At 60.5% G+C, this 16,475-nt stretch carries 12 protein-coding genes and 5 pseudogenes; 7 read left to right on the top strand and 10 right to left on the bottom strand.

The features are described from left to right. Positions 1-9 precede the first annotated feature (9 nt). From RW095_RS07610 to RW095_RS07585, 6 genes are all read right to left on the bottom strand, one after another. Entirely contained in the window at positions 10-1,005 is a 996-nt protein-coding gene (locus tag RW095_RS07610; protein ID WP_317016643.1) for an acetamidase/formamidase family protein, read from the bottom strand. Positions 1,006-1,065: 60 nt separating this feature from the next. Next, entirely contained in the window at positions 1,066-1,770 is a 705-nt protein-coding gene (gene urtE, locus RW095_RS07605; protein ID WP_317015474.1) for an urea ABC transporter ATP-binding subunit UrtE, read from the bottom strand. A 2-nt stretch (positions 1,771-1,772) separates the two neighbouring features. Beyond that, positions 1,773-2,528, bottom strand: coding sequence for an urea ABC transporter ATP-binding protein UrtD (gene urtD, locus RW095_RS07600; RefSeq protein ID WP_317015472.1), 756 nt, complete (start codon positions 2,526-2,528; stop codon positions 1,773-1,775). Beyond that, the gene (gene urtC, locus RW095_RS07595; protein WP_317015471.1) at positions 2,525-3,661 is read right to left on the bottom strand and encodes an urea ABC transporter permease subunit UrtC; all 1,137 of its coding nucleotides are present in this window, start codon (positions 3,659-3,661) and stop codon (positions 2,525-2,527) included. The genes urtD and urtC overlap by 4 nt, the downstream gene beginning before the upstream one ends. Then, entirely contained in the window at positions 3,658-5,268 is a 1,611-nt protein-coding gene (gene urtB, locus RW095_RS07590; protein WP_317015469.1) for an urea ABC transporter permease subunit UrtB, read from the bottom strand. The genes urtC and urtB overlap by 4 nt, the downstream gene beginning before the upstream one ends. 84 nt (positions 5,269-5,352) lie before the next feature. Further along, complete coding sequence (locus tag RW095_RS07585; protein WP_317015468.1) at positions 5,353-6,600, bottom strand: urea ABC transporter substrate-binding protein; 1,248 nt, start codon at positions 6,598-6,600, stop codon at positions 5,353-5,355. A 402-nt stretch (positions 6,601-7,002) separates the two neighbouring features. On the opposite strand from RW095_RS07585, the gene RW095_RS07580 reads away from it, so the two are divergent. The 5 genes and pseudogenes from RW095_RS07580 to RW095_RS41745 all read left to right on the top strand — a co-directional run. Beyond that, positions 7,003-8,190, top strand: a complete 1,188-nt coding sequence (locus RW095_RS07580) for a transporter substrate-binding domain-containing protein (RefSeq protein ID WP_317015466.1) — start codon at positions 7,003-7,005, stop codon at positions 8,188-8,190. Continuing rightward, positions 8,187-8,789, top strand: coding sequence for an ANTAR domain-containing response regulator (locus RW095_RS07575; protein WP_317015465.1), 603 nt, complete (start codon positions 8,187-8,189; stop codon positions 8,787-8,789). Before RW095_RS07580 ends, RW095_RS07575 begins: the two co-directional genes overlap by 4 nt. A 131-nt stretch (positions 8,790-8,920) precedes the next feature. Next, a pseudogene (locus RW095_RS07570) lies at positions 8,921-9,076 on the top strand (ABC transporter ATP-binding protein); the annotation flags it as partial. A 24-nt stretch (positions 9,077-9,100) separates the two neighbouring features. Next, the gene (locus tag RW095_RS07565) at positions 9,101-10,393 is read left to right on the top strand and encodes an amidase (RefSeq protein ID WP_317015463.1); all 1,293 of its coding nucleotides are present in this window, start codon (positions 9,101-9,103) and stop codon (positions 10,391-10,393) included. 278 nt (positions 10,394-10,671) lie between these two features. Beyond that, positions 10,672-10,852: pseudogene (locus RW095_RS41745) on the top strand (M20 family metallo-hydrolase); the annotation flags it as partial. 1,671 nt (positions 10,853-12,523) lie between these two features. On the opposite strand, the pseudogene RW095_RS07555 reads toward RW095_RS41745, so the two are convergent. From RW095_RS07555 to RW095_RS07540, 4 genes and pseudogenes are all read right to left on the bottom strand, one after another. Further along, a pseudogene (locus RW095_RS07555) lies at positions 12,524-12,709 on the bottom strand (ChbG/HpnK family deacetylase); the annotation flags it as partial. Continuing rightward, positions 12,709-12,882: pseudogene (locus RW095_RS07550) on the bottom strand (hopanoid biosynthesis associated radical SAM protein HpnJ); the annotation flags it as partial. The pseudogenes RW095_RS07550 and RW095_RS07555, both read right to left, overlap by 1 nt. Before the next feature lie 53 nt (positions 12,883-12,935). After that, on the bottom strand, positions 12,936-13,328 hold the full coding sequence (locus RW095_RS07545) for a hypothetical protein (RefSeq protein ID WP_317015460.1): 393 nt from the start codon (positions 13,326-13,328) through the stop codon (positions 12,936-12,938). Positions 13,329-13,433: 105 nt separating this feature from the next. Next, positions 13,434-13,745, bottom strand: coding sequence for a DUF4148 domain-containing protein (locus RW095_RS07540; RefSeq protein ID WP_317015458.1), 312 nt, complete (start codon positions 13,743-13,745; stop codon positions 13,434-13,436). Positions 13,746-14,533: 788 nt separating this feature from the next. Here RW095_RS07540 and RW095_RS07535 point away from each other — a divergent pair. Both RW095_RS07535 and RW095_RS07530 read left to right on the top strand, forming a co-directional pair. Next, positions 14,534-14,878 (top strand): annotated as a pseudogene (locus tag RW095_RS07535) (response regulator); the annotation flags it as partial. Continuing rightward, positions 14,851-16,266, top strand: a complete 1,416-nt coding sequence (locus RW095_RS07530; protein ID WP_317016642.1) for a heavy metal sensor histidine kinase — start codon at positions 14,851-14,853, stop codon at positions 16,264-16,266. The pseudogene RW095_RS07535 and the gene RW095_RS07530, both read left to right, overlap by 28 nt. The last annotated feature ends 209 nt before the right edge of the window (positions 16,267-16,475 follow it).

Raw genomic sequence — 16,475 nt, 5'->3', positions numbered from 1 at the left:
GGTGTCTCCTCAGGCCGCCGGTGCGAGATATTTCTTGCTGATCGCCGCACCGACCGAATACTTCGGGTCGACGAAATTGCCCAGCCGCACCCTGCCGCACTGACTGAGCATCATGTAGGCATCCCAGCGGTCGAAGCCATATTCCTTTTCCATCCAGAGCACCAATTCGTGGTACGCGATGCGCGTCGCGTCTTCAAGCGGGCGCGCACTGCCGATCGCCATCAGCAGCTCATCGGTTTCGAGGCGCGGCCATTCGATGTGCCAACCCTTGATCAGATCGACGTGGATCGTGGTTGTGCTGGAGAATTCGACGGCGGTGCCGCACACTTCGCCGTCGCCCTGGCAAGCGTGCGCGTCGCCGATAAAGAGCCGCGCACCGGCGGAGCGCACCGGCAGATAGGTGATGCTGCCCGGGCCCATGTCGGGCACGTCCATATTGCCGCCGTGGTTGTCCGGCGTGAGCGAATTGATCGAGTCGATTTCCGGCGACAGGCTCAGTGTGCCGATATGCGGCTTGTACGGCAGCGTGACGCGCTTGCTCCAGTAGACGCCTTCTTCGTCCACGTCGATCTTGCGGGTGATCTCGGGCAGCGGCTCATTGAGCGTTGCCGTATATTCCGTACCGGTCAGCGCGCCGAAACGCGGAATCAGGCAGCAGGTGCCGCGCGGATTGTCGCCGCGCGGCAGCATCGATTCGATGTACACCGCAACCACGTCGCCCTTCTCCGCGCCTTCGATCATGATCGGGCCGCTTTGCGGATTCAGGAACGGCACCCGCAGCTTCTGACTCGGCAGATCCTGTTCCGTAAGAATCTTGCCGTCAAATGCGTCGCGTGTCTGAACCACAACCCGGTCGCCCGGGGCGATGTTCATCACCGGCGTCGAGTACGGTCCGATGGTGTAGTGAAATGTGCCCTGACGGGATTCGCTGAGTTCATGCGTTTCGCGCACTTGGCCGCGTGCGACGCCGCGCGTGTACATGATCGATTGTTCGAGCCAGTTCATCATGGTGTTCCTGTTCAAATGTGCGTTGTCGATGTGAATGAGCGCAACGCTGACGCCGCATCACACTGAAATCAACGCTCTAACGTTATTGGCTTCCATCTGGTCCCCGGCCCCCGCCGACACGACCTGGCCGCGTACCAGCACGACATAGTCGTCGGCTACCGCCTGCGCGAAATCGAAAAATTGTTCTACCAGCAGGATCGACAGCGATCCTTTCAGCGAACGGATCACCGCCTCGATCTCCATCACGATCGAGGGCTGGATGCCCTCGGTCGGCTCGTCGAGAATCAGCAGCTTTGGATTGGTCAGAAGCGCCCGGCCAATCGCAAGCTGCTGCTGCTGTCCGCCGGACAGATTCCCTGCAATGCGCCGGCGCATCGTCTTCAGCACAGGAAAGGTATGAAAGACGTCATCGAAGGAAAATTGCTTGCCCTTGGCGGTCTGATTGCTCTCGCCCGCGTAGGCGCCGATGCGCAGGTTTTCCTCGACGCTGAGTTGCGGAAAAATCTCGCGTCCTTGCGGCACGTAGCCCAGACCCGCCAGTACGCGCCGGTGCGACGGCGTGCGCGTCAGCGGCCGGCCCGCCAGTTCGATTTCGCCGCCTTTGACCGGCAGCAACCCGACGAGGCACTTCAGCAAAGTCGTCTTGCCCACGCCGTTTCGGCCGAGTACGACGGTACAGGCGCCTTCGGCCACGTTCAGCGACACGTCGCGCAACGTGTGGCTGCTGCCGTAAAACTGATTGAGTGCGGAAATCTTCAGCATCTTCACCGTCCGAGATAAACCTGAATCACGCGTGGATCGTTGCGCACCCTCTCCATCGATCCCTCGCCGAGCAGCTGCCCTTCATGCAACACGCTGACGAGGTCCGCGATCTCGCCGACAAAATCCATGTCGTGCTCGATCACGACCACCGCCCGCTCGGGTGACTTGAGCCGCGCGATCAGTTCGGCGGTGCGTGCGGTTTCGTGGTCGGTCATGCCGGCAACCGGTTCGTCGAGCAGGATCACCTGCGGATCGGCGACAAGCAGCATGCCGATTTCGAGCCACTGCTTCTGGCCGTGCGACAGCGTGCCGGCGATCCGATGCCCTTCGTGCGCGAGCCCGACCGTCTCGAGCACTTCGTCGATGCGCCGGTTCTGCTGTGCGCCGAGGCGCGAGCGAACCATTTCCGCATATCCGCGACCGTTGCGAATCGCCAGTTCGAGGTTTTCGCGAACCCGCAACGCTTCGAACACGCTCGGCTTCTGGAACTTGCGGCCGATGCCCAGGCGCGCGATGGACGTTTCGTCGAGCGTCGCGAGGTTCGTGACCTTGTTCAGAAAGACCTCGCCGCCGGTGGGCCGGGTCTTTCCCGTGATGACGTCCATCAAGGTCGTCTTGCCCGCACCGTTCGGACCGATGATGGCGCGGATCTCGCCGTAACGGAACTCCATCGACAGATTGGTGATCGCCGCGAAGCCGGAAAACGTGACAGACAGGCCGCTGATGTAGATAGCGGTGGCCGGTTGTGGCTGGTTCATTGGCCGCCCCCCCTGCTTTCGCTGCCGGCGGCCTTGAGCGTACCCCACACGCCATTGCTGAAATAGACGACGATCACGAGCGTCACGCCGGCAAGAATGAACGGCCACATCGCCGGCAGTTGCGCCGTCAGCCAGAACTTCAATCCGTTGACCACGATAGCGCCGACGATCGCGCCGATCAGGGTGCCGCGCCCACCGATGGCCACCCATACGGCAATCTCGACGGACAGTTGTGGCGATACGATAGTCGGGTTGACGATGCCGACCTGCGGCACATACAGCATTCCCGCAAACGCCGCGAGGACCGCCGAGAGACACCACGCGAAGAGCTTCAGCGTATGCGTGCGGTAGCCGAGAAAACGCATCCGCGCCTCGTCGTCGCGCACCGCGATTAGCGCCCTGCCAAAACTGGAGCGCGCGAGAAAGCGCACGCCGACATAGGCCACCACCAGTAGCAGGCACGAACACACGGCGAGGCCTATCTGCGTGGACGTATCGGCAAGCTTGCGGCCGGCGATGCTCGTGAAACCGGTCATGCCATTGTTGCCACCGAGGCCCACGTCGTTGATGAACAGCAGCAGCATCAGCGCATACGTGAGCGCCTGAGTGATGATCGACAGATACACGCCATTGATGCGCGAGCGGAACGTGACAAAGCCGAACGCACCCGCGACCAGCACGGTGACGATGATCGTGCCGACGATCGTCACATCGAGCCGCGAAAGCATCTTCCATACCGCGGGAAAGTCGCTCGCGCCCATGTATTGCATGAAGTCCGGCAAGACGTGCGTTTCGGCATAGGCGCCGTTCAGCAGATAGATGGCCATCATATAGCCGCCTATGCCGAAGAAGATGCCATGCCCGAGGCTCAGGATGCCCGCATAACCCCAGACCAGATCGAGCGCCAGCGCGAGCAGCGCGAAACACATGATCTGTCCGATCAGGTTGACGCCGAACAGCGACAGATGCAACGCATTCGACTCCGGAATGACAAAATAGGCGAAGGGCAGATAGAGCGCCAGCAGGACCAGCACCGGGACGATACCGACCTCCACGGACTGGCCCATCCATTTCGTTGCGAACGCCGACAAGGTGACTCTCCCGCTGTTACGCGGATCAGGAAAGGTATTCATACGCGGGTCTTCAATGCGAAGAGTCCTTGCGGGCGCTTCTGGATAATCAGCACGATGAGCAGAAGCACAGCCACCTTGGCGGCAACTGCTCCATAGAACGGTTCGATAAACTGGTTGATTTCGCCGAGCGCGAGCGATGACACGACTGTTCCCGCGAGACTGCCGGCACCGCCGAGCACCACCACCATGAACGAGTCGACGACGAAGCCCGTGCCCATCGACGGATTGACGCTGGCAATCTGCGTCAGCACCACGCCGGCCAGTCCCGCGAGGCCAGCGCCCAGGCCGAACGCGATGCGATCGACGCGCTCGGCGGGTACGCCAAGGCAGCGCGCCATGTCGCGCAGTTGCGTGGTGGCGCGCATCAGCAACCCAAGCTTCGTGAAGCGGACCACGGCGAAGGTCGCCACGAAGATCAACACGGCGAGTACGATTGCAAACACGCGGTTGTAAGTCACGAAAAAGCCGGGCGCGACCTGCATGCCGCCGTTGAGAAAGCCGGGCGTGATGAACTCGACGTTCTGCGAGCCGAACAGCACCTGAATCAGCTTGATCAACGCAATGCTGACCGCCCACGTGGCGAGCAGCGTCTCCAGCGGCCGGCGATACAGAAACCGGATGACGAAGAATTCGAGCAACATGCCGCACGCTGCGCAGATCACGAACGCCACGGGAATCGCAACGAAAATGTAGGCGTCGAACAAGCCCGGCAAATGCGTCTGCATGAAACGTTCGACGAGATACGTCGCGTACGCGCCGATCATGATGAATTCGCCATGCGCGAGATTGATCACGCCCATCAGGCCGAACACGATCGACAAACCGAGCGCCGTCAGCAACAACACGCCGGCATAGCTCAAGCCGCTAAACAGAATCGACAAGCCCTTGCCGAGCGACAGCCACGTGTCCATGTGGCGGATCGCGCCCTCCACTGCAGCCAGCACGTCGGGATCCGAGCTCACGGAGCTTTGCGCCGCAAAGTTCGCCAGCGCGGTACGCGCGGTTTCGCTCGGCACCTCTGCCACAGCCTCGATCGCCGCCAGGCGATCGGCCTTGACGTTACTGTTCAATCCGCGCTTAGCCAGCGCCAGCCTCAGAACAGTCGCGATATCCGGGTCGTGCTGCGCCATGACAGCACGGGCGACGATAGTGGGATCGAGCAATGCAAAGAACTTGTCGACTTGCCGCGCGGCCGTCGCGCGGGTGCCTTGCTGTGGCGAGAACAGGTCCATTTCCGCCGACACCACTGCGAGCTTGCGCATCATCACAATGCTCGGCACATAGGGCGAATCCGCCGGCGCATTGGCGCGCGGCTGGAGGGTCGCGGCGTCGAGAGCAGGGCTTCCTTGCAGCGTCGCTTGACCATCGGCGCCGCACAGCAGCGCGCCGTTACGAATCGCATCGACGATCTGACGCGCCCACCCACGCTCGTGCGTATCGTCCGACACGCCGGCTTCGACGAGTTGCTCTAGCGCAGCGGCCTTATCGCCGTTCGTCGCGCAGAACGACGTGAGCATCGCAGCGCGGCCCGGCGCGGCGCTCGCGGTAGTGGCCCAAACAGCCGCCAGACAAGCGATCGCGAGAAAGATCTGCCTGAAATTCATCATGGGTGTTTCCATTCGATCCTGCTAGGGGGATCGGCATGCTTGCGTATGCCGATCCCACAACTGCTGACTGTCAGACAGGGACTGTCAAGCCTTGCCGATGAACGGGCTGAATGCCACCGGCTTCTCGATGTCTTTAGACTTCCACAAAATGTCGAAGCCCTGAGTCGCGTTGATCGAGCCGATCATGTCGCCACGCCACAAGTACTGCGTCGAAGCATCCACCTTCACCGTGTAACCCGCCGGATCGACCATCGACTGACCGGCAAGCGCCTTGCGCACCGCGTCCGTGCTGGTGGACTGCGCTTTCGCGGCAGCCTGCGCCCACAGATGAATGCCGAGGTAGGTCGACACCATCGGGTCGATCACCATGTCCGGCCGATGCTTCAGGTTATGGGCGCTGACGTAGCTCTTCCAGTCGCTCTTGAACTGGCGGTTCTGGGGCGTATCGACGTTCTGGAAATAGCACCAGCAGCTGAGGTGGCCGACCAGCGGCTTAGTATCGAGACCTTCCAGATCGCTGTCGACCACGTCCAGCCCAAGAATCGGAATATCGGTGGCGCGCACGCCCTGATTGATCGCTTCCTTGAACATCGCCGGAATCGAATCGCCGACCACCGTCATCACTACGATGGCCTGGCCGCCCGGTTGCGCAGCGAAATCCTTGATGTCGCGCACGATGGTCTGGAAGTTCGACTGCCCAAATGGAACGTAGTGTTCGCGCCATGCCGAGTCAGGAATGTTCTTGGTCTTCAGATAGCCCTTGAGCATCTTGTTGATCGTGCGCGGCCAGACGTAGTCGCTGCCGATCATGTAGAAGCGCCGGGCGCCGCCGCCCTGGTCACTCATCAGGTAATCGATCGCCGGGAGCACCGAACTGCTCGGCGGCGAGTTCAGATAGACGACGTTCTTCGACTGCTCTTCGCCTTCGAAGTGAAGCGGATAAAACAGCAGACTGTCCTGCGACTCGACCACCGGCAACACCGACTTGCGCGACACCGACGTCCAGCAGCCGAACAGCGCCGCGCATTTGTCGCGCAGGATCAGTTGCTTCGAGAGCTGCGCATACATGGGCCAATCCGAGGCCGGATCGACGACGACGCCCTGAAGCTTGCGCCCGAGCACGCCGCCCTTGGCGTTGATCTGATCGATCGTCATCAGTGCCGTATCTTTTAGCAGCGACTCGCCGTTGGCCATCGTGCCCGATTGCGAAAACAGCAAGCCGAGCTTGATCGGATCGCTGGCTCCCGCGGCAAACGCGGCCTTAGGTAGCGCAGTGCCCGCAGCGGTCACCAATCCGGAGCCGACTGCCGACAGGAAGGTGCGTCTTTTCATTTGCTTCACTCCCACATGGATTAGAAATCGCAAACGCAAAAAGCCCGAAACCAGACAAGCTGGTTTCGGGCTTTTTTGGCCGGTGCCGCTCAAGACGCCTTTGTCTCGAACAGCGAAATGGATAGTGTGGACCCCCGTTATGCACGGCGAGTCAGCGCGACTCTATTAGCAATGGCTATGCCAGGTTTTGCAGTCGGTCGGGATGCGTGCCGCAAAACCCTTTTGTGAACCGGGTCGAATTGATCAGTTGCGTTCCGGTCATGGCGGAGGGCATCATAAATAAAGCAGTCTGCGCGGCTGACTGGCTCAGCACCGCACAAAGAGGGTGCGCGTGCGCACCACACGCGTGCCACACGCACAAGCAGCGTACTTCCCAAACGTAGCGACCATCGGTTTCGACGAATGACCCGTATTGATGCTGGCCGTACCTCAGACCCAATCAGAATTGGCGTGCTCTACTCACGTTCAGGCGTGACCTCAGCCGCGGAGCTCACTCAACTGCAAGCCACCATGCTTGCGGTGGAGGAGATCAATCGCGCAGGCGGCGTGTCAGGACGCGAGATCGAACTCGTCTGTCTAGATCCGCAATGCCAGCCGCGGCGTTATTCCGACCTCGCCGAGCAACTCATTCTCGAACACCGGGTTCGGGTCATCGTCGGCTGTTATATGTCCAGCACGCGCAAGGCGGTCATTCCGATTGTCGAACGGCACAATGCGCTGCTCTTCTATGCGACACCGTATGAAGGCTTCGAATACAGCCGCAATGTGATCTACACGGGTGCGGCGCCCAATCAGAACACTCTTCCGCTCGCCGGTTTCATGCTCACGCAGTTCGGCTCACGTGTGAGCATGATCGGTTCAGACTATGTGTGCCCCTACGAGTCGAATCGCGTGATGAGCGATCTGATCCTCGAACGCGGCGGAGAAAAGGTGGACGAAACCTATCTGCCGCTCGATGCGCCGTGGGAGAGTTATCTGGATGTCGCAAAGCGGATCAAGCAACTCGCACCCGACTTCATTTTCTCCACGGTAGTCGGCGAAGGTATTCCGCATCTGTACCGTGCGTTTGCGCAGGTCGGGCTCGATCCGTATCGCACGCCTATCGCCAGCCACATGACCAGTGAAGCCGAAATCGCGCTAATGGGAAACGACCTCGCACACGGACACATCACCTCGGCCGCGTACTTCCAGAGTGTGGATACACCCGCGAACCACGACGCCGTCGCGCGCTACCAGGCCCGCTTCGGCGAAGATCAGCCGACCAACATGTGCTGGGAAGCGGCCTATTTCCAGATGCATCTGCTCGCGGATGCGATCCGCCGCGTCGGCTCCGACGACCCGACGCTGTTGCTGCGCGTGTTGCCCGGACTCGAGTTCGACGCGCCGCAAGGCCGCGTGCGTATCGACGAGCACAATAACCACACATACCTGCATCCGTTGATCGGCCGGGTCGACGTGCATGGCCGTTTCGATATCATTGGGCGTGCGCCTGAACGCGTGAAGGCCGATCCCTACGTCGTCTCTCACCGCACGCCCGCGTGGACCGCGCATGCGCATCCTGAACTCGCACGCGCGGGAGAGGTTCGATGAAGCGGACCGCGCAGACGCCGGCGATCCTGCGCGACCTGCGTTCGCTAAAAGTCGTTGTGATTCATCCGCAGGATCAGGACGGTGAAGAGTTGCTCGCGCAGCTTCAGCGCATCGGCTGTGACGTGCAGGTATGCTGGCCACGCCTCGACAGCCTACCTTCCGACACCGGCCTCGTCGTCATGGCGATGCGCCCAGAGACGCTGTCAGTCGATTATCCGTGGCTCGGAACCAGCATGTCGCCGCCGGTGATTCCGGTCGTGACCTACGAAAATCCGATCACCATCGAAGCGGTGCTGCGGTTGAATGCGTTCGCGACGATCCCGTCGCCGGTCCGCTCGTTTGGACTATTGACCGCCATCGCGGTCGCACTCACGCAATTCAAGGCATCCCGCACACGTGAGCGATACATCGAGCGGCTCGAGCAGAAGCAGGCGAAGGTTCGGGTGATCCAGCAGGCCACGCGGATCGTAATGGACTCGCGCGGCATGTCTGAAGAAGATGCATATCAGCTGCTGCGCTCACAGGCCATGCTCAAACGCGAACAGATCGAGACGGTGGCCGGCGACATCGTCAAGGCACACGAAACCCTGAGTTTCTAACCTCGGCGATCCGGTTGTTCAAACGGCCTAGCTGGGAAGGGCGGCATGAGCAATCTGCAGATCCGCAATCTGCGCGCGGGCTACGACAAGGCGGATGTGCTGCACGATGTGTCGATCGAACGTTCAACGACCTCGACACCACCGTGCCGCTCGTCGAACAGAACGCCAACCAGACCCTGGCGATTTCACACTACGGCTACGTGCTGTCGCAAGGGCGCGTCGTTGCGTCCGGCACCGCGCAGCAGTTGGCCCAAAACAATGAGGTGCGCGCCGCGTACTTCGCCTGACCACCTGACTACAGGAAACAAGCTATGACTGACATTCCAGGATTGAGCGTACGCGAACTCGCCCGGCAGGTGGCGCAGCGCACGTTGAGCGCGCAAGCGGTAGCACGCGCCTATATCCAACGAATCGAAGCACAGGAGGCCGTGCTGCACGTGTGGCAATACTTCGATGCGGCGCAGGCGCTTGCGCAGGCGCGCGGCATCGATGCCGCGGGCGGCGCAGCCGGGCCGCTTGCCGGGGTGCCGGTCGCTGTCAAAGACGTAATGGACACCGCCGACATGCCGAGCGGCTATGGCTCACCGATCTACGCGGCACATCGCCCCATGGTCGATGCGGCCGCGGTGGCTGCGGTACGCGCCGCCGGCGGGATCGTGCTGGGCAAGACCGTGACGACCGAATTTGCAACGTTCAAACCAGGACCGACCGTGAACCCGCGCTCGCCCCGCCTGAACGAACCGCACACGCCGGGTGGCTCGTCGAGCGGCTCGGCCGCCGCTGTGGCCGCCGGGATGGCGCCGGTCGCATTCGGCACGCAGACCGCGGCGTCGATCGTGCGTCCGGCTTCGTTCTGCGGCATTGTCGGCTACAAGCCGACCTTCGGTACGCTGCCTACCGCCGGCATCAAGCCGCTGTCGCCGAGTCTCGACACGATCGGCGTGCTGACCCGCCGCGTCGATGACGCGGCCTTTTTCGTGGGGATTCTCACGCAGCGCGAGTTCGTCATTGAGAAGGCCGGTTCGCTGCGGGTCGGCGTGTGCTCGACGCCGTACTGGGATTCCGCGACGCCGGCCAGCCGCCAGGCGCTGGGCGACGCGGCGCGTTTGCTGGAGGCAGCCGGCGCAACGGTCGCCGACGCGGTGCTGCCGCAGGCTTGCGACAATCTCGCCGACGTGCAGAGCGCGATCATGAGCTACGAAGCGTCGCTCGCGTACGTGCCCGAGTATCGGACACGCCCGAACGATCTGAGCGAGCCGTTTCGCGCCGTGCTTGCGGCCGGAGCGTCGGTGGGCGGGGCCCGCTATGCGGCTTTGCAGGTCCAGGCCGAGCAGGGCCGTCATGCGTTGGCAGCCCTGTTCGACCGATTCGACGTGCTGCTGGCGCCGAGCGCACCCGGTGAAGCGCCTGCGGGCCTCGCTTCCACCGGCGACCCGATCTTCAGCCGTATGTGGACACTGCTCGGCAATCCTTGCGTGAACGTGCCGGTCGGCACGGGCCGAGCCGGACTGCCGATCGGTGTCACGGTGATCGGCCCGCGCTGGCGCGACGAGGTGGCGCTGTCAGCCGCCGCGCGGCTGGAACACGCAGTGGGCGCGCGCTAACGCCCAGCGCCTCGCTTAAACAGATGCAATCTCAGGTAATCAGGATATGAGCAGTAGTGACGTCAGTCAGGCAGCGGCCGAAGCCGCTGCGCGCACACAAGATGCGGTCGACCGCCGTCGGCTGAACGACGCTATCGCAGAGTTGGCCGGGTTCGGCAGCCGCAGCGACGGTGGGGTGCCCGCGAAACCTTGACGCCGCTCGATTGGCAGGCGCGGCGCCATCTGATCGAGCGAGGTTCGCGCGTGGCGGCGAACGCCGGCGAAGGGGCGCGGATACGCTGAAGTCGGGCGCCTTCCATGATGCGATGTATGTCGCGGACCTGTGTCCCACCGCGATGATTTTTTGTGCCCAGCCGTTCCGGCATCAGCCATAATGCCGCCGACTATACTGAGCCCCACCAGCTTTGTCTGGGCGCACAAGCGCTCGCGTACGTCGTGGCCGAACTGGCCTGTCGCTAACTCTCTGAAGCCGACACATACCTTGAGCTAGCCGAACAGCGTCGCCGAGGCGCAACCGGAGCCGGACGATGCCTGCACGCCCGGTGCTTGATGAGACCCCGGCGTCTCACTCATATCTGTATTCCAGCTGCGATGATGATGGAGATGGCGAGGACCCACAACTCGATGGCGGTAAAGCGGGGGTATCTGATTTTCATCATCATCATTTTCCTCATGCCCCACGACAGAAACTTCATCAGGTACTTATCCTCTACCGTCACCGTGTGGTCTGTCGCATTGATGTACTCCCCTAAATCAGGGCTTTCATGCGGAACTCGGTCTTCCTAATGGTCCTGTTCGTATTGCATAGTTTCGGTGTGAAGCCTCCGTTTGAGCCTCTCTCTGTGCGCACTGGCGAACGGCTGGAGGTGGGTCGACCACTGCCCGATGCCGTCCCCGTATCCGACCCGCTTCGGACAGTCATCCCGATCGAAAGCGGCCGTTCAATTGAAAGGCCTCGTTCCATTCGGAGGAGTCGATGGGGCAAGTCGCGAGTTACGGAGGACGGGAAAAGCGACAACGAGAGCAGAATGCCCTCCCCTGAATTTCAGCGCCGAAGCGCAATGGCGAAACGAATTATCAAGGAGTGGGCACAATCGCGTGGCGGTCCAGCCTCTGCGCTGCCTTAGTCATGCGACTCTTCTGTCAGCCGAAACGGCTGACAGAATGGAAAGGCCCGTATCGGCAGGTTGCAATCGCTTCAGCGTCGGACTGTGAAGCGGCCTGTGCGAACGCAACCGACCAACGGCCGCAGACATCGCGATAACGGATCGAATATGTGAACATGGCAATCTCCCTATCTGTGAGTAGCTTCGTGCATTCGCCATCAACGGGGCCGTGGCGCCCTTCGTCGCCGATGCGGAAGGGTTCATCTCATTCCAGTCATGGTTGGCTACTGGCAGACCGCAAATCCGCTGCACTCCGCGGTCATTTCGGCGAAGCACTTCGCACAGCAGACGGCGGTAATAGTCGGCCAAAGGCTCACGTGCTTCCGAACGTCATCCTTCAAGTCGCCGCATTCATCGCAGCGATCCAATACACGGACCTGCAGCGGTCGGTTGTGCCACTTTTCGAGCGCGTTCATGTCAGCAGTCCTCGTGTTGATCGGCGACGTCGACGCCGCTGATGTTCGCGTTCAACATCCGCAGTTCTGCGGGCGTCGGATCATCTCGGCGCGGATCGAGCAAATCTCTTACCTTCGTCCTCATCGTGCCCTCACTGGATACAGATGCTGCTAAGTTCAACAGTCCGGCGATACACGTTCTTATTCAACCAGGGGACGAACGTGTACTCGGCGTACGCGTTGCTGCCGATATAAACGCAGTTATGCAGAACGTTTTACATGGCTGACATTCAAATGAAATCGCTAAGTCCATGGAACCAAGATAGACGGACGACTCTAAGAAAACTATTCTACGAACGGCCGCTGCAGTTCTACGTGGACATAGTGCTTTTATACTTTTGGATACCTCGAGGCATCCAGGAAACTAGTGTTCGAGTCTTGGCGACGATGTCGGGGATCCGTTACCGGAAGCCGGTCATACGGAGATGGGAGACCTCCATTCCCAAGCAGGAGCAATGCCTGCCGTTCGTAGAATGGTCTTTTCAGCCTGCACGTTTAACTTGGCTCCATCGTCGGTGCATTGGCGCCATGCAGCGTGCAGCTGGCGCGCAGACCATCAGACTGGCGGCGGTCAGCACGCCGTGCCGGCCCGCGCGCTCGACAGCTTCATTCACACGCGAATGCAGGTCGAAGTCATCGGCCGTGTGGATCAGCTTGCGCTGGGGCTTCCGATGCACGGTGTACGTGTTTGTCATCACGCTTCGTGCGCGCGCAGGAAGCGGAAAGATTCGACGCCTTCGCGTAAGCGCCGTTTCATCATGTCCCAGCTCGTCAGCATTTCACGCAGAATTTCGCAGATCTTCGACGGCCGCAAATAGAAACGCTTATAGAAATCCTCGAGCTGGTGATAGATCTCGTCACGCGACATCGGCGCGCGCTCAAGTACGGTCACAATTGGACTCATACGGATAGTCTGCCAATCTACTCACTGAAGACGTCTCCCACAAACCCGGAGAATCTGGCGTGAAGGATAACAAGTTTGCGCCTCGGACAAGTTGCCGAAACCGATACGACCCGGCGTTGAGCGCCGAGAAATGTCACGTCGTTTCGATCGATGGCAGCTAAGAAGGCGCTCCGCGCAAAGTACCTCGTCACTGCGACCATGCTGAGTATCAACACCGCCGCTGCCAGATGGAATATGCCTGTCTCAAAGAAGTGCTCCGGTACGCCAGCTACAAAAATGGCTGTCAAGGCAATCAACTGGATCAACATCGCCGCCGCTGACGCGACTATCAGATGCGCACGAAAAGCACGCACGGTCTCTGGCGCTTTCAGGTTAGGCAACCACATTGTCAAATTGAGCCTGGTTTTCATTCCCGCTCGCGCCTCCCGCATAACTTAACCAAACCGATTGATCTAGGCCATAAAAAAGATCCGCATTGCCACCCTGATGGTCACCGCGTGCACTGACGATCAATCTCAGTGATGGGAATAGATCGAGTGGGCGCCCACGATTGTCGTGGGCGCACTCACCTGCGAAGAGCCATTCGACACGCCCCCCACATCGGTGTTGCCCGATGCCGTGACGTTCTGCGCGTTGAGGTGGGTCTCTGCCGTCTGGATATCAGCCGGATAGTTCAGTTTGCTCGGCCGGTAGCCAGCCTGTTCCAACCTGATCAGATCCGCCTGTACGTCCGCACGCGTCACTGACACACTAGCGTCCTGAGCGAAGGAGACGGTCGGGAGCGCGAGCAGCCCAGTAACCAGGGCAGCATAAAAATGCGACTTCATCGTGAATTACCTCATAAACGTGGGTATGGTCGGCTTCGATCGGTGACCGAAACCGCTGATCGCCTTCCTCGTCGCAACGGGAGTGAGCAACAGTTATCGTGCATAGCGAAGGTGGACGTGTCCTGACGCTTGCATTACATCGACGTCATGTTTGGATTTCGATTCCCGGAGTGGCCGCCACTTGTTCCTTGCATCTATGAGACGCGGACGTTCACCGAACACGACAGCGGGCAGGTCACACGCGTCGCGATAGGCCGACGAACCGCCGGCAGAAAAATCGCTATGTGGCTGACTCCGAGGCCGGAAGGCCGTGAATAGCTGACTGCCGTTTCGGAGAGCACTGCCGAGGCGATGCCAATAGAGTTGCCAGTATTGGCCTTTAACCTGGTAGTCCTTGCCTCAGCTTGCATGGTTGAGACCAGGAAAGTCGCACCGTGCAAAGCATGACCTGGCAGCAGGTGGGCGAGGAAGTTTTCCGGTCCGCGCGGTGGATTGTTAATGTACAAGCGGTATGGCCGTCCTCCTGCCACCGTCGCGAGAAACAAGAAGACCTTGCAAATCACGCATTCGCCGCTGGGGCATAAAAGGCTCTACACAGCCTGCGGCGACACTGCCCATTCCTTGGTATTTGCTTGAAATTGCGTCGCGGCGCGCAGCGGCGCTAAGTTTAGACGTAGCGTACGCTACCCAATGAACTCCGGCTCAACGCGACCCGCTGCGCAGATGCGCTTAGCGTCGTGTGCTATCTGCATTGAATGCACGACTTGCTGTGCGAAAGGGTTTTTATCATGCGTATCCTGATCGTCGAGGACGAACCGAAGATGGCCTCGTATCTCCGCAAAGGGCTGATGGAGGCAAGCTTCATCGTCGATGTATCGAGCGATGGCAACGACGGTTTGTTCCTCGCGCTCCATGAAGACTACGATCTCATCGTACTCGACGTCATGCTCCCGGGCATCGACGGGTTTGAGGTGCTCAAGCGCCTGCGAGCGAAAAAACGCACACCCGTCCTCCTCCTGACGGCGCGCGACGCGGTCGAAGACAAGGTCGCCGGACTTGAATCGGGGGCGGACGATTACCTGGCGAAGCCGTCCGTCTACTCCGAATTTCTTGCGCGGATTCGCGCGGTACTGCCGCCGACGGAGCGTACTCGCTGCTCAGGCGTCTGAGTGTCGCTTTTACCGTCGTCGCCGTACTGGTGCTCTCGCTGGCCGGCGCCCTTCTCTATCATTCGCTGTCGAGCCAACTCATGGACCGCGACGACAGCGAGATTTCAGTCCAGCTCGGCGGGTTTCTCGCCGCAGCCCGCGGATACGGCTCGGCAGAGGCGATCGGCAAAAATAGCGGCGTGTTTCGCGAGGCCTTGCTCGCGCATCCCGCAATCTCATTCGCCATACTGGATGGTCAAGGAAGGATATTGGCCGACCTGAGCCGTGGGGACCAGCCCTTGCGTTCGATTGGGTCTGGCAATCCGGCAGAACAACAGACTTATTCATGCTCTCCCCCGTCCATCGGGCCTTCTCGCTGCGTATTCGGCGACGAAACGTTGCCTTCAGGTGAACCGATTCGCGTGCTGCTCGCCCATGAAGCGAAGGAACGCTACTCCGTCCTTCGCGATTATCAAGGCGATGTATGGCTCGTGCTCCTCGGTGGTTCCGCGCTGATGGGTCTGCTCGGCTACGCCATCGCAAAGCGGGGATTGAGGCCGGTCAAAACCATCGGCCAACGAATCTCGCGCATTGAAGCCCACAATCTTGGTGAGCGCCTCGATATCGGCTGCGGACCCGTCGAACTCCATGACATCGCGGGTCCGGTGAACCGGATGCTCGACAGGCTTCAACGTGCATTTGCGCAACTCTCGCAGTTCTCGTCCGATCTGGCGCACGATATGCGCACTCCGCTTGCCAACATGATCAGCGCATCGGAAATCACTCTTTCGCGTGAGCGATCCACCGAGGAGTACGAAACACTGATCGACTCGAACATCGAAGAATGCCAGCGCCTTCAACGGATGATCGAGACCATGCTGTTCCTCGCGCGAGCGGACCATTCAAAGGAACTGCTTCGGCTGGGCGTACTCGATTGCCATGAAGAGTTCGCAAGGCTCACCTCGTACTTTGAAGGAGTGGCCGAGAACAAGGGCGTCCAATTCGCCATCGACGGCGCGATCCAGGTTCGCGCCGATCCGTCGATGCTTCGACGCGCCCTCAGCAACCTGGTATCGAACGCGCTTGCGCATGCTGACGCCGAATCGAAGATCGCGCTGCGCGCCTACCGGTCTGACGAGTATGTCGCCGTGGAAGTCACGAACACCGGCCAGACCATCCCGCCCGAGCATATCGACAAGATCTTCGACCGCTTTTATCGAGTCAATTCCGCGCGGCAAGGGTCGGCGAAAAACATGGGACTGGGCCTCGCCATCGTGCGATCGATCATGGAGTTGCATCGTGGCCGGGTCGACGTCGTGAGCCGCACCGGCTTGACGACCTTCACGCTTTACTTTCCTTGCGTTACCGAGTGACACCCTGAGTCGCCGTGCCGCGCAATCGCGCGGCATTCTTTTCTCGCAGAGTTCCGTTAGCTGATCCGCTCAAGACGGCGCGCCCTGGCTCGCGCCGCGTCCGCCTTCCGTCCGCAAACCAACGGCGCAATCTGTGCTTGCCTCCCCAAGATGTCCGAAATGACATCTCCCCGCCACCTCGCAATCAGACGCTCAACACGAAAATACGC

Origin of the sequence: Paraburkholderia kirstenboschensis, from assembly GCF_032806925.1 — a bacterium.
GTDB classification, from domain to species: domain Bacteria; phylum Pseudomonadota; class Gammaproteobacteria; order Burkholderiales; family Burkholderiaceae; genus Paraburkholderia; species Paraburkholderia kirstenboschensis.
Note: the sequence above shows the minus strand (reverse complement) of the source record. Positions and strands in the feature narration are given on the sequence as shown.

Coding starts and splice junctions, on each gene's coding strand:
- urtD (WP_317015472.1), bottom strand. CDS start 2,528: ATGAACCAGCCACAACCGGCCACCGCTATCTACATCAGCGGCCTGTCT.
- RW095_RS07580 (WP_317015466.1), top strand. CDS start 7,003: ATGACCCGTATTGATGCTGGCCGTACCTCAGACCCAATCAGAATTGGC.
- RW095_RS07585 (WP_317015468.1), bottom strand. CDS start 6,600: ATGAAAAGACGCACCTTCCTGTCGGCAGTCGGCTCCGGATTGGTGACC.
- RW095_RS07565 (WP_317015463.1), top strand. CDS start 9,101: ATGACTGACATTCCAGGATTGAGCGTACGCGAACTCGCCCGGCAGGTG.
- urtB (WP_317015469.1), bottom strand. CDS start 5,268: ATGATGAATTTCAGGCAGATCTTTCTCGCGATCGCTTGTCTGGCGGCT.
- urtE (WP_317015474.1), bottom strand. CDS start 1,770: ATGCTGAAGATTTCCGCACTCAATCAGTTTTACGGCAGCAGCCACACG.
- RW095_RS07575 (WP_317015465.1), top strand. CDS start 8,187: ATGAAGCGGACCGCGCAGACGCCGGCGATCCTGCGCGACCTGCGTTCG.
- urtC (WP_317015471.1), bottom strand. CDS start 3,661: ATGAATACCTTTCCTGATCCGCGTAACAGCGGGAGAGTCACCTTGTCG.
- RW095_RS07545 (WP_317015460.1), bottom strand. CDS start 13,328: ATGAAAACCAGGCTCAATTTGACAATGTGGTTGCCTAACCTGAAAGCG.
- RW095_RS07610 (WP_317016643.1), bottom strand. CDS start 1,005: ATGAACTGGCTCGAACAATCGATCATGTACACGCGCGGCGTCGCACGC.
- RW095_RS07540 (WP_317015458.1), bottom strand. CDS start 13,745: ATGAAGTCGCATTTTTATGCTGCCCTGGTTACTGGGCTGCTCGCGCTC.